This is a genomic window from Acidobacteriota bacterium (assembly GCA_026707545.1).
GTDB lineage: Bacteria > Acidobacteriota > Thermoanaerobaculia > Multivoradales > Multivoraceae > Multivorans.
On record JAPOWR010000001.1, the window covers coordinates 1,508,285 to 1,521,052 of the forward strand.

Below are 12,768 nucleotides of genomic sequence, written 5' to 3' on the forward strand. Positions count from 1 at the left end.
GAACCACGTCTCCCCGTTTACGGATAGAGCGTGCCGGTGTTCACGACCGGCTGGGTATGGCGGTCGCTGCACAGAACGGCGAGCAGGTTGCTGACCATTGCCGCCTTGCGTTCGTCGTCGAGGTGGACCACGTTCTTCTCGCTCAGCATGTGAAGCGCCTGCTCCACCATTCCGACCGCGCCGTCGACGATCTGGGCCCGCGCAGCCACAACCGCCGCGGCCTGCTGGCGCTGCAGCATCGCTGCCGCGATTTCCGCGGCATAGGCGAGATGGCTGATCCGGGCTTCGATCACGTCGACGCCGGCGGTGGCGAGCCGCTCCTGCACTTCGCCCCGCAGACGCTCCGAAATCTCGGCCGTGTGGTGCGACAGGGAGATCTCCCCCTCCTGGTGCGCGTCGTAGGGGTAACCGGTGGCCATGTTCCGTAGCGCCGCCTCGCTCTGCACCTGAACGTAGTCTTCGTAGTCGTCGACATTGAAGAGAGCCTCGGCGCTGTCCACCACCCGCCAGACGACGACGGCTCCGATCTCGATCGGGTTGCCCGCGTTGTCGTTCACCTTCAGCTTGCCGGTCTCGAAGTTCCGGGTTCGCACCGACACGCGGCGCTTGGTCAGAAACGGGTTCGCCCAGCGAAGGCCGGTGTCGTAGACACTGCCCCGGTAGTCGCCGAACAGTTGCAGCACCTTCGCCTCGTTGGGGTGGACCATGAACAGCCCGAACATGAGGAAGACGAGAACGGGAATGGACACGGCGCAGAAGATGACGACTGGGATGACCTGCCAGATCCCGAAGACGGCGGTCCCCGCAATCGCTAGAAGGATGAGGAGGATGAGCAGGCACAGCATGGTCAGGCCCGACCTGACCGAGAGGCGCTCCTCCCGGTGCTCTACCATCTTGGTCTTCATGAATGGTGACTCCTTAGGTCAAACACGGCCCGAACGGCCGTGAGGATGGTTGATATAAGGATGATATCACTTACATATCATACTGCAAGCTCCTACTCCGGAAGCTTCCCTGCATGACGGAGCAGCGACCAACCCTCTCCATGGACGCCGTCCTGGAGACCGCCACCCGCTTTGAACTCGGCGGCACGCCCACCGCCGCCCACGAGTTGCGGAGCGGCCACATCAACGACTCCTATGTCATCTCGGGGCCCGGCGGGCGGCGGGGACTCCTGCAACGGATCAACGAACACGTCTTCACCGATCCGCGTCGATTGATGGAGAACGTCGAGCGGATCACCCGGCACCTCGCCGGGAAGCTCAGCACCGGGAGGAGGAGGCGCCGGCTGACGCTGATTCCGGCGGACAGCGGTCGAACGTGGATCGAGATCAGGAGCGCTTCCGAAGGAAGTGGCAGGAGAAGGGACGGAAGCGGCGCGGAGGGCTACTGGCGGATGTACGAGCTGATCGAAGACGTGACGACTCAGGTCACCGCGTCGTCAGCCGATCAGGTCTTTCGGGCAGCGCAGGCGTTCGGGCAGTTCCAGGGCATGCTCGCGGACCTTCCCCCGCCACCCCTGTTCGAGACGATCGCTGGCTTCCACGACACCTTGAGCCGCTTCGACGCTCTGGACAGAGTGCTGAGGGACGAGCCGGAAGGCAGACAGGCCGCGACCCGCCACACGCGAGCCGAGGCGGAGATCCGGGCCGCTGCCGCGCATCGGCACCTGGCCGGACGGCTGATCGAGGCCGCGGCCCGTGGCGTCCCCCAGCGAACGGTTCACAACGACTGCAAGATCAGCAACGTCCTCTTCGACCGGCGAAGCGCCGAAGCGCTGTGCGTTGTCGACCTGGATACCGCGATGCCAGGTCTCGCGGCCTTCGATTTCGGGGACATGGCGCGGTCCATGGCTCACCGGGCCGACGAGGATGCCCGCGACCCGAGAGGAATCGAGGTCGACCTCGAGTTGTTCGGAGCGCTGACCGCCGGCTACCTGGACGGGGCCGGCTTCCTGACCGCCGAAGAACGGCGCAGCCTGGTCGATGGCGCTCTGGTGCTGACGCTCGAACAGGCGGTCCGCTTCCTGACCGACCACCTCCAGGACGACATCTACTTCCGCGTCGAGCGGCCAGGCCAGAATCTGGACCGATGCCGGGTCCAGTTCGCCCTGCTCGAGTCGCTCCTCGCGCGCGCAGGAGACCTGCGGAAGATCGTGGGCGGCGGTTAGGAGGTCTGGCGGCTCTCGCTATGGTGAAAAGGCGTCCGTGTCGACGCCTCCGCAGATGCTTCCCTGCTCATTGTGGTAGCTCTCCGAAAGGCCGGTGACCGTGTCCGTGACCGTCAGCGTGTACTCGACGTCTGAGACCCCCCCGTAGAGCAGCCAGAAGCGTCCGTTGAGGGCCCGGCCGTCGAGCACCTTGGCCGCCAACTCGATGTTGGCCTCGTTGAAGAACCAGAAGAAGCCGGTCGCTCCGGTGGTGAGCGACGGCAGAACCGTCGCCGCCTTCCCCGGATCCCCTTCCGGATTCGAAGCGTTGGGATCGACGAAGCGAACCTCCAGTTCGAAGCGATTGTCGAGGACGCAGAGACGGTGGGGGCCCGGTTCGCAGTGGCCGCCACCATGAGCCGGCCGCGTGAGCCGGGCCTCCCCGAAGGACTGCGCCGCGAGCCGAAGGAGGTCGATGCCGGGACGTCCCACCGCGCGGTTCGCGCCCGACGCGACGACAGCGGCGGCCTCACTCTGTGGGAATGCCGCCGTATCGTTCTGTCCGCAGATTCGCTCCTGCGGGTTGTGGTAGGTGCGCCTTCCGTCGCCGGCCACGTCCCGCACCGTGATCCAGTATTCGACATCGGAGAGCGCGCCGAAGAACACCCAGTAGTTGCCGTTCAACGCCCCTCCGTCAAGAACCTTGACGACGAGTTCGATGTTGGCGGGATCGAAGAACCAGAACAGTCCGGACTCGTCCAACGCCTCGACCGGCACGGTGCGGCCCGATCCGTAGTCGCCCACCACGGTGTTGTTCTTCCAGTGCACCTGGACCTCAAAAAGACCTTCACGCAGGCAGAGGAAGCTCTCGTCCGTGCGACAGGCGCCGCGGACGTCGCCGGTCGTCGCGCTGACCTCCTCCGAGTACGCAGCTCCCCCTCCGACCGTGTCCGCGCGCAGCCGAAAGGTGTATGGCGCCCCGACGTCGAGTCCATCGATCTTCGCCATCCCGTCCGACGCATTGGCCGTGCGGAGCAGAGTCCAACCCATCTTCTGGCCGCGCGCCTCGATGTCGAGCGCTCCTCTTTCCGGTTCGGCCCACTCCCCCATCCAGGACACGATGACGGCGTCATCGCCCACCGGTTCCGCCGCTACGGCTCCCTCGAACTCCGCCGCGTCGTCGGCTTCCAGAAGTTCGAAGGTCAGCTTCGCCATCGGCGCATCGGTGAACGGCCCCATGCCCCGGATCCTCGTGATCGTTCCCCGCGGCACGGTCGCCGGATTATCGAGGGAGAAATCCTCGCCCTCCTCGGTACCCGCGTCGTAGGGAAACAGGTCGACGTTGCGGCTCGTCAACCACCTTCCCTGACCGTCGAGCAGCGACAGACCCGAAACGCCCACGAACCAGTCCGGGCTGGGCGCGATCATCGTGACCAGAGTGACCAGGGGATCGTCCCTGGTGGCTTCGAACTCGATCGTCGTCCGCGCCGTGCCGCCTCGGGCCGGCTCCTTTTCGAACACGGCAAGCACATGGGGACTGCGGCCCATCAACGCCGCTAGCCGGTCCTGAATTCCGAGTTCCGCAACCCGTTCGAGTTCGGGGGTAGCTGTGCCGCCCGGGCGCCAGAAGCTCACCTGGTCGCTGTGGACGGCGCCGACCAGCGGAGAGAAGTGCGCGTTGCGGTGCACGCCTCCCGGCGTTGCGGCGAGGGTCCAGGTGCCCTCGAACGTCAGGCGATACCTGGCGGAGTCGCCCTCGGACGACTGTGCCGCCAGAGGCAGCGTGAACCAGCAGCACCAGAGACTCGCGGCCACGGCAAGACGAAGACGCCGCAGGCGAACCGGCTTTCGGAATGGGCCAGCCTCTCCCTCAAGCGCCATCGGCAGCCGTGGAGCCGCAGGGATGGATCGGCTCGAGGAAGGCCGCGATCGCGTCGCTCCCAGAAACCGAGGCGGCCGCGTCTCGTCCCTGCGTCTCATCCGTTCCCCCGGTCTCCACTGCGGGACCGAACCAGATACCCATCCGCATCCGCTCGTCCTGCGGGCAGTCGAACTCAATCAACGTCACGAGTTCCCCGATCTGTTCCCCCGGACCGAACATCGTGCTTCCCCGAAACGTCGCCCACCGCGCAGCGACATCCTCGCGGTCCAGATCGCCGCGCCCGAGATGCTCCCCGAGATCGAGTTCCAGCCCCATGTCCCGCAGCGTCTCGGCCTCGGACGTCTCCCCGTCGAAGAATGCCCTGAGGTCGTCGCCCCCCCACAGGGCCTGGACGTAGTAGAAACCCCGCTCGCCAAACTCACCGGCCCAGGGTTCAGCGCCGGGAGCGACGTCGGAGAGAATCGCCATGTCGATCACGAAGGGAACGGAGACCACGGCCACGGCGTGGAACCCTCCCGGCGCTTCGTCGGCGCCCAGGATCTCGAGCGCCCGTTGCCCTCGCCGTTCCGGATCTTCGTTGTCCGCCGCGATGTTCCGGGCGGTGCGAACCCCGACGAACGTGAGCGCGCCGATCACCACGACGATCACCGCGACGAGCCCCAGACAACCGAAGAGCGCGTAGAGCCAGGGTGAACGGCGCTCGGCAGCCATCGCCGGGCACCGTAGCACGCCGTCGGCCGCCCCGGGCCGTTGCCGGCGCTATGCTTCGCTCATGACCGGTATCGGCCGTCCCCTGGCCACCAACAACGCCTCCGGGAAGGCAGTCGTGCGGGGCACGCCGCTCGAGCGGACGATGCGTGCCAAGATCGAAGCGGCGACCCGCCCCGAAGTGCTGGAGGTTCTCAACGAGAGCCGCATGCACAACGTCCCGCCGAAGGCGGAAACCCACTTCCGGGTCGTGGTCGTCAGCAGCCGGTTCGAAGGCGAAACCCGACTTCGCCGGCACCGGATGGTCCACGGTGCCCTGGCCGACGAGTTGGCGGGCCCGGTGCACGCGTTGGCGATCGACGCGCTGACGCCAGCCGAATGGCAGGCCCGGGACGAACAGCGGAGCCTGTCGCCCGACTGCCGCGGCGGCTCCCGGTTCGACTCGCCCGCTGACTGACTACGGCTGCGGGACGACCCGGATGTACGGCAGGGGCTGCTGCCAGCCTTGCGGGTACTTGGCCCGCGCCGCCTCGTCCGACACCGCCGGCAGGATGATCACGTCGTCGCCGTGCTCCCAGTTCGCCGGTGTAGCGACCTGCTCCTGCGCCGTCAACTGCACGGAGTCCACCAGGCGCAGAATCTCGGCGAAGTTGCGGCCCGTGCTCATCGGATAGGTCAGGGTCGCCTTGATCCGCTTGTCCGGTCCGATGACGAAGACCGATCGGGCGGTCGCGTTGTCCATCGGCGTGCGGCCCTCGGACGTGTCGCCGGCGTCGGCGGGCAGCATGTCGTAACGCTTCACGATGTCGAGCGTTGGGTCGCCGATCAGCGGGTAGTTCACCGCGTGGCCTTGCGACGTCTCGATGTCCTTCGACCAGGCCGCGTGATCCGAGACGCCGTCGACGCTGATGCCGATCACCTTGCAGTTGCGCCGGTCGAACTCGCCCTTGAGACCGGCCACGGTCCCCAGCTCGGTCGTGCACACTGGCGTGAAGTCCTTGGGATGGGAGAACAGAACGCACCAGCTGTCGCCGATCCACTCGTGGAAGTCGATCTCTCCCTCCGTCGTCTGGGCGGTGAAGTTAGGAGCTTCGTCGTTGATTCGCAGTGACATGGTTCCTCCGGTCAAATCGGGGTCTAGGCGGAGCGCGTAGCCTGGAGCGCCGAGAAAGGTGATCATTCTAGTCACGTTTAGCGCCGGCTGGGATAGAACGAGAGAGTGCGGAAAGCGGCCATCCTGCTAACGGCCATCGTCGCGGCCGCGTGCGCGGCGCCGGAGCCGGCCCCCCGCCCGAATGTCGTCCTCTTCCTCGCCGACGACCAGGGCTGGGGCGACCTCAGCATCCACGGCAACACGAACGTCCGAACGCCGAGTATCGATGCGCTGGCTCAGGACGGCGCGGCCTTCCATCACTTCTTCGTCAGCCCGGTCTGCTCGCCGACGCGCGCCGAGCTGCTGACCGGCCGCTACCACGTCCGGTCCGGCGTCCACGCGACCTCCAGAGGCGGCGAACGGATGGACCTCGACGAGACGACGGTCGCAGAGGTCTTCCGCGACGCGGGCTACGCTACCGCCGCCTTCGGCAAGTGGCACAACGGAACGCAGCCGCCCTATCACCCCAACGCGCGCGGATTCGACGAGTTCTACGGCTTCACGTCGGGCCATTGGGGGCACTACTTCGACCCACCCCTGGACCACAACGGCCGCGTCGTCAGGGGCAACGGCTATGTCACCGACGACTTCACGGACCACGCCATCCGGTTCATCGAGGACCATCAAACCGAGCCCTTCTTCGTCTGGATCGCCTACAACACGCCCCACAGCCCGATGCAGGTTCCCGACCGCTGGTGGACCCGGCTGGCGGCCGACCCGATCGTCCAGCGCCACCGCGATCCCGAGAGGGAGCAGCCGGATCACACCCGGGCCGCCCTGGCAATGGTCGAGAACATCGACTGGAACGTCGGGCGGATGACAGCGCGGCTCGCTGAACTCGACTTGGAGAACGACACGATCGTCATCTACCTGACCGACAACGGACCCAACGGTTGGCGCTGGAACGGCGGCATGAAGGGGCGCAAGGGTTCAACCGATGAAGGCGGCGTCCGGTCCCCCTTCTTCGTCCGCTGGCCAGGTGCCATCAAAACCGGCACGACCGTCGACCGGATCGCCGGAGCGATCGACCTGCTGCCGACTCTGGCCGAACTCGCCGGCATCCCGTACACCACCGCCCACACCATCGACGGCCTCAGCCTGAAACCGCTGCTCGAGCCCGGATCTACGGCGGCCGGCGGATGGCCCGACCGCCATCTGGTGAACCACTGGCGCGGCCGCACCAGCATCCGTAGCCAGCGGTACCGACTCGATCATCAAGGGCAGTTGTTCGACATGGCGGCCGACCCGGGGCAACGAAACGACATCGCCGTCGAACAACCGGACGTGGCAGCAAGGCTCACCGCTACCCGCGACACCTGGATCGAGCGGGTAACTCCCGAACTCCCCGAAACCGACACACGGCCGTTTCCGATCGGCCAACCCGCACACGAGTACACGCATCTGCCAGCACGCGACGGCGTCGCCCGAGGCGGTATCGAACGGTCCAGCCGCCACCCGAACGACTCCTACTTCACCAACTGGACAAGCCCTGAGGACGCGATCACGTGGGACGTTGAGGTCCTCTCCGGTGGCCGCTTCGAGGCCGTCCTCTACTACACCTGCGCCGAAGCCGACACGGGTGCCGTCATTGAACTCGGGCTCGGCGAGCACGCACTGACCGGCCGGATCAACGAAGCGCACGCCCCGCCGCTCGTCGGCATGGACGACGACCGGGTGCTGCGCATCGAGTCCTATGTGAAGGACTTCCGGCCGAAGGTTCTGGGCGAGATTGAACTCGAACCCGGTCGCGGCACGCTCACTCTCCGCGCCCTGGAGATCCCCGGTCGCCAGGTCATGGAGTTCCGGCTACTTACGCTCCGCCGCCTCAAGCTGCCGGCGTAGCTCTTCGAGCTCGCTACGATCCGGCCGCAGATTCGCCGCACCGTGGATGTAGACATGCTCGATCTCGGAAGCGGACCGCATCGTGTTCCAGTGCAGCAGGATGCGCACACAGCGATCCAGGCCGCCCGGCACCGCCATTTCGTGACCGCACAGCAGCGCCACGTCGCGCCAGCCCATCAAGCGCGCGGCGAGCGCCGGGTACTCGGCTGTCAGGTCGGGCGTCGTCGTGAAAACCGCGCTCGCGACATCCTCCTGTTCGATTCCATTCGCCTGGACCATCCGCTCCAGCAGTTCCGCGGTGGAGGTGAGGATCTGCTCGCGGCTGGAGTCCGGAACCGTGGTCGCGCCGCGGACGCCGCGGCACAGGAGGTGCTTGCGGCGCCAGGAACTGGACTGCGGCTTGCGAGGCATGAAAGCGACGTCAGCGGTTACGATCCCGTCGGAAGGGAAGCGGCGAACTGTACCAACGATCCTGCTGCCACGAGCCGGCGCCTCGGCCCGCGAACCCGCGCGGCGGCGCCGTCTGCTTCGTGGTCGCGGCGACGCTTCTCGCCGCCTGCTCGCCGCCCGAGTCGAGCGAACCGACGCCGCGAGCGGGTCCGAACATCCTTCTCATCCTCGCCGACGACCTAGGCTACGGCGACCTCGGCGCCTACAACCCGGACTCCCGCATACCGACCCTAAACCTGGACCGCCTGGCCTCCGAGGGCATGCGGCTGACCGACGCCCACAGTCCATCCGCGGTCTGCACACCGACCCGGTACGCGCTTCTTACCGGCCGCTATGCGTGGCGTTCCCGACTCAAGAGCAGTGTTCTGGGCGGCCGCTCGACGGCACTGATCGAACCGGGACGGCAAACGCTTCCTGCCTTCCTGCAGACGAACGGGTACGCGACGGCCGGTATCGGCAAGTGGCACCTGGGCCTCGGCGCCGACGCGGACCCCGACGACGACGAACCCGGACGCACCGACTACGGCGCACCGCTTCGGCCGGGTCCGCTGACGGTCGGCTTCGATCACTACTTCGGCATTCCGGCATCCCTTGACATGGAGCCCTATCTGTACATCGAGGACGACGGCGTCGTCGAGGCCGCCACCGGAACGGTCGAGGCCAGCGACATGAGGCGTCGCGGTGGAGGCGGTTTCTGGCGCGCCGGCCAGATCGCCCCGGGCTTCGAATTCCTGCAGGTGACGCCGACGCTCTTCGAGCGAGCGAGCAGCTACATCAGGCAACGAGCGGCCGGCGACGATGGACGCCCGTTCTTCCTGTACCTGCCCCTGCCCTCGCCTCATACTCCGTGGATGCCGCTCCCCGAGTTCGAGGGCTCAAGCGGAGCCGGTGTCTACGGCGACTTCGTGGCCCAGGTCGACGCCGGCGTCGGCCGGCTGCTCGCCGATCTCGACGCTGTGAACCTCGCCGAAGACACCCTGGTTCTGTTCACGAGCGACAACGGCGCCCACTGGCTCTCAGGCGACATCGAAGAAACCGGGCACCGCGCCAACGGTGCGCTGCGCGGCCAGAAGGCCGACATCCACGAGGGCGGTCATCGTGTTCCCTTCGTCGCGCGCTGGCCCGGCCACATCCCCGCCGGTTCGGTCCGCTCGGAACTCGCTGGTCTGCTCGACATCTTCCGTACCGTGGCCTCTCTCCTGGGCCGCGAACTGCCCGCGGGCAGCGCCGAGGACAGTGTCGACCTGTGGCCTGTGCTCCGGGGCGACGCGGACGCACGAGCGCCCCGCGATTCCCTGATCCACCACAGCGCTCGCGGCATGTTCGCCCTCCGCTTCGACGAGGTCGACGACGACGGCACGCCGCGGAGGTGGAAGCTGATCGAGGGACTCGGCTCCGGAGGCTTCACCGAACCCCGCCAGCTCGCCCCGGACCCCGGGGGCGCCGCCGGCCAGCTCTACGAACTGACCGCCGACCCGGCCGAAACCGAGGACCTCTACCTGGAGCGTCCCGACCTCGTCGGCCGGCTGACAAACGAACTCGACGCGATCCGCGGCGACGACGCCGGGCCCCTGGCGACGCCCTCTCGCTAGGGCTCGCCCTCCGCCGGCTGGTCCAGGAACCGCATCAGGCTCGCCAGGTCGCTGAGGGTCATCGCGTCGAGCAGGCCCTCCGGCATGATCGACAGGGCCGACGGCTCCCGGCTGCGAATGCTTGAACGGTCCAGATCGAGCCGGTTGCCCCCTGCGTCGATCAGGGTCAACCCCGTCTCGCCGTCTTCGACGACCATGCCGCTGTGGAAACTGCCGTCATCGAGCTCGACATCGACCGCCTGGTACTGGTCCGAGATCACCCGGGAGGGGTACATGATCGACTCCAGGATCTCGCGGCGACGGAATCGCCTGACCACCGTCGACAGATCCGGTCCACCCCCTCGGCCAATGTCGCCGAACACATGGCAGGCCGAGCACCGGGCGCGGTGGAAGACCCGCTCGCCCTGCTCCGGGCTGTACCGTTCGTAGGCCATCACGTCGTACTCCAGATACTCGGCGAGTTCCTCGAAGCTCATCTGAGCGAGGTCGCTCCGGCCCGGCCGGTCACCGTCGACATCGGTGATCAGTTCGGCTGCGCGGCGCGCCCGCTCGGACCGCTGCCGGTCCAGCCGCTCCTCGGCGGCGGTCCGCTCTTCGGCCGGAAAGTGCGCCAGGACGCCCTGCCAGATCGCATCGATGTACCCCGCCATGCTGGCGGCGCCCCGGAAGCCGCGGGCGTCGTCGAACCACGACACGACCCGGTCGCGCAGTTCCGGGGTCCAGCCCCGATCCATCGCACGGATGCAGTAGGCGGTGTGAATCTGCTCTTCTGGTGGTCGCTCCTCATCCAGACGCCCAGCCATCTTCGCCAGCGCGCCGTCCGGCTGCAGGAAGGCCAGCAGCCGCTCGAGCTGACGGTTCACGCGGTCATCCGCATGCGGGTAACGCGCGAGCAGCGCCGGTCCCAGGCCTGATCTGGCGTCGGCGCGCCCGGGCGCGTCCGGATCCTCATCGCGAATGAAGAAGAGCTCCAGCATGCGCAGGAAGTCGAGCTCTCCCTCCGCGTCCAGATCAGCCCGGACCGCCTGAGTCAGCTTGCCCGTAAGGAAGTTGTACTCCAGCTTGTGCTCCTGGCGGTAGATCGTCGCCAGCAACGCCTCGAAGAAACCGCGCGGACGTTGCTGGGGAGAAGCCATGAACGCCTGGTCGAACCAGTAGCCGTGCGGGACCCGCAGGATCGCCTCGCGCGCGGCATAGCGAAGGAACCGGTCCTCGTGATCCAGCAGGTCGTAGAGAGCCTCCGAGGTTGCGGCCTCGAGTCCCCTGACGCGCGGATGCAGCCCGGACCGGGCCAGCGACTCGGCCGCGCGGCGCGCCACAAGTGGATCCGGGTCCGCGAGCGCGCCGCGAAGCGGTTCCTGCACCTGCGGCAAGGTGTAGGAACCCAGAAGCGACGCCGCCGCCGCACGCACCATGGGCTCATCACTCGAAAGCAGGGCAGACGTCTGGTCGAGGGTCGGCTTCGGACCGTGGACCTGGAGCAGTTCCAGCGCCCGCTGGCGGTCGAGCGCTTCGCTGGCCGGATCGCGGACGATCCGCCACAGCTCCGAGGTCCATGCATCGCCGACCTCGGCGCGGGCGCGCAGGATCGCCTCCCTGCCCCACCCGGACCGCGGCATCGGCTGCCGCACGGCGCGCAGCGCGCCCGTCGCCTCCGGAGGCTGGCCCGGCTGGTCGTAGGTCACGCGGTACAACCCGCCCGACGTGCCGCGGCCACCGGTGGCGAAGTAGAGCCAGCCGTCGGGGCCGACATCCAGGTCGGTCACGTTGAGCGGCTCGCCGAGCACGAAGTCGTGGGCCTCGCCGGTCCAGGTGGCGCCGGATCGCTCGGGGAACAGAACCCGGATACGGCCCCGCGACCAGTCGCCCATGAAGTAGCCGCCCCGATACCGCTCGGGGTAGGCATCGTGGTAGTAGAAGACGACGCCCACCGGCGATCCGCGGCCGATGTCGACCACCCCGGGCAGGGTGTCGATCTCGTAGAACGCAAACTTCCCGGAACCCGTGCGCCAGCCATAGTCTCCGGCCGGGATCAGGTGAACGACGCGGGTCGGGCGGAACCACGGCAGGCCGCGGTCCCACTCCATGTCCGCCTCGTAGGCGAACACCTCGCCGGCCGCCCCGATCGCCAGATCGAACGGGTTGCGCAGACCGCCGGAAAGTCGCTCCCAGACGTTCGCCGCCAGATCGAGGCGGTAGAGCGTGCCGCCCGGCGCTCGCAGACTGTTCGCGTGGCCCCGGGGATCGAGGATGCGCGGCAGGAGCTGATCCTCCTCGAGGTCGCGCAGGGCCGACGACGGGGCCAGCCGAACGTCGGGTTCGGAGTAGTTGCCGTACAGCAGGTAGAGCGCGCCGTCCGGGCCCCGGGCGATCGTGTGCGGGCCGTGTTCCTGGATCCGACCCGTCGCGCGGGCGATCCGTTCCACCGCGTCGACCCTGTCGTCGCCGTCGGTGTCCCGGAGCCGGTACAGCCCGGTGTCCTCGACCGACCCGTTGGACCGCACCTCACCCTCGACGCCGGCGGCCTCGGCGAGGCGGCCGTCACCGTTCGCATGGACGAGCAGATCGCCGGGCCCCATGACGTACAGGCCGTGGGCTGTCTCGACCTGGGGCGCGATGTCAATCCTGCGGTCGAAGACGCCGTCGCCGTCGGCGTCTTCGAGCACGGCCAGTCCGTCGCCTTCGAGCGCCAGGAGGGCTCGGCCCTCGGCGTCGAAGGTCATGTTGACGACGGAACCGAACAGCCCCGGCTCGGCTGCCGCCTCGACCCGGAAACCATCACCGGTACGGAAACGCCCGCCGTTGTAGTCGAGCCGCTCCCGGCGCGAGGCATCGTGATCCGGCATCAACTCCTGGGCGTTCGCCCCGGCGCCGAGCCCGAGAGCAAGAGCCAGGCCGAGAATCTGGGAGAAGGCGTCCTTTATCAAGAGAGTCCTCGCGGCCCGACCGGTCGCCGATCCTATACGGCCGGATCTTGTCTTCGGACGCCTCC

10 protein-coding genes are annotated in these 12,768 nt (G+C 67.7%); 4 read left to right on the forward strand and 6 right to left on the reverse strand.

Features of this window, described 5'->3' with window-relative positions:
* Positions 1–17: 17 nt before the first annotated feature.
* Positions 18–905 carry an SPFH domain-containing protein gene (locus OXG83_06020; protein MCY3964571.1) on the reverse strand — a complete coding sequence of 296 codons (888 nt, stop codon included), beginning with the start codon at positions 903–905 and terminating at the stop codon, positions 18–20.
* Between the two features lie 113 nt (positions 906–1,018).
* Here OXG83_06020 and OXG83_06025 point away from each other — a divergent pair, with 113 nt between their 5' ends.
* The gene (locus OXG83_06025) at positions 1,019–2,170 is read left to right on the forward strand and encodes a phosphotransferase (GenBank protein ID MCY3964572.1); all 1,152 of its coding nucleotides are present in this window, start codon (positions 1,019–1,021) and stop codon (positions 2,168–2,170) included.
* 18 nt (positions 2,171–2,188) lie between these two features.
* Here OXG83_06025 and OXG83_06030 read toward each other — a convergent pair whose 3' ends face one another.
* Together OXG83_06030 and OXG83_06035 are read right to left on the reverse strand one after the other, a co-directional pair.
* A complete protein-coding gene (locus OXG83_06030; protein MCY3964573.1) occupies positions 2,189–3,964 on the reverse strand; it encodes a spondin domain-containing protein in 1,776 nt (591 codons plus the stop codon).
* Positions 3,965–4,019: 55 nt separating this feature from the next.
* Positions 4,020–4,742 carry a hypothetical protein gene (locus tag OXG83_06035; GenBank protein ID MCY3964574.1) on the reverse strand — a complete coding sequence of 241 codons (723 nt, stop codon included), beginning with the start codon at positions 4,740–4,742 and terminating at the stop codon, positions 4,020–4,022.
* 142 nt (positions 4,743–4,884) lie between these two features.
* Between OXG83_06035 and OXG83_06040 the strand changes: the two genes are divergently transcribed.
* Positions 4,885–5,196, forward strand: a complete 312-nt coding sequence (locus OXG83_06040; GenBank protein ID MCY3964575.1) for a BolA family transcriptional regulator — start codon at positions 4,885–4,887, stop codon at positions 5,194–5,196.
* Here the strand turns inward: OXG83_06040 and OXG83_06045 are convergent, their stop codons facing one another.
* On the reverse strand, positions 5,197–5,853 hold the full coding sequence (locus tag OXG83_06045) for a peroxiredoxin (GenBank protein MCY3964576.1): 657 nt from the start codon (positions 5,851–5,853) through the stop codon (positions 5,197–5,199).
* 105 nt (positions 5,854–5,958) lie between these two features.
* On the opposite strand from OXG83_06045, the gene OXG83_06050 reads away from it, so the two are divergent.
* Positions 5,959–7,734: an arylsulfatase gene (locus OXG83_06050; protein ID MCY3964577.1), complete on the forward strand. Its 1,776-nt coding sequence runs from the start codon at positions 5,959–5,961 to the stop codon at positions 7,732–7,734.
* Here OXG83_06050 and aroH read toward each other — a convergent pair.
* Entirely contained in the window at positions 7,699–8,145 is a 447-nt protein-coding gene (gene aroH / locus OXG83_06055; protein MCY3964578.1) for a chorismate mutase, read from the reverse strand. The genes OXG83_06050 and aroH overlap by 36 nt on opposite strands.
* A 119-nt stretch (positions 8,146–8,264) precedes the next feature.
* On the opposite strand from aroH, the gene OXG83_06060 reads away from it, so the two are divergent.
* Complete coding sequence (locus OXG83_06060; GenBank protein ID MCY3964579.1) at positions 8,265–9,776, forward strand: arylsulfatase; 1,512 nt, start codon at positions 8,265–8,267, stop codon at positions 9,774–9,776.
* Here OXG83_06060 and OXG83_06065 read toward each other — a convergent pair.
* Positions 9,773–12,703: a HEAT repeat domain-containing protein gene (locus OXG83_06065; protein MCY3964580.1), complete on the reverse strand. Its 2,931-nt coding sequence runs from the start codon at positions 12,701–12,703 to the stop codon at positions 9,773–9,775. The two genes, OXG83_06060 and OXG83_06065, sit on opposite strands and share 4 nt — an antisense overlap.
* Between the last annotated feature and the right edge of the window lie 65 nt (positions 12,704–12,768).

What these genes read in the sequence shown, in the direction of transcription:
- OXG83_06040 (MCY3964575.1), top strand. Translation starts at nt 4,885, where the DNA reads ATGCGTGCCAAGATCGAAGCGGCGACCCGCCCCGAAGTGCTGGAGGTT.
- OXG83_06020 (MCY3964571.1), bottom strand. Translation starts at nt 905, where the DNA reads ATGAAGACCAAGATGGTAGAGCACCGGGAGGAGCGCCTCTCGGTCAGG.
- OXG83_06025 (MCY3964572.1), top strand. Translation starts at nt 1,019, where the DNA reads ATGACGGAGCAGCGACCAACCCTCTCCATGGACGCCGTCCTGGAGACC.
- OXG83_06035 (MCY3964574.1), bottom strand. Translation starts at nt 4,742, where the DNA reads ATGGCTGCCGAGCGCCGTTCACCCTGGCTCTACGCGCTCTTCGGTTGT.
- aroH (MCY3964578.1), bottom strand. Translation starts at nt 8,145, where the DNA reads ATGCCTCGCAAGCCGCAGTCCAGTTCCTGGCGCCGCAAGCACCTCCTG.
- OXG83_06045 (MCY3964576.1), bottom strand. Translation starts at nt 5,853, where the DNA reads ATGTCACTGCGAATCAACGACGAAGCTCCTAACTTCACCGCCCAGACG.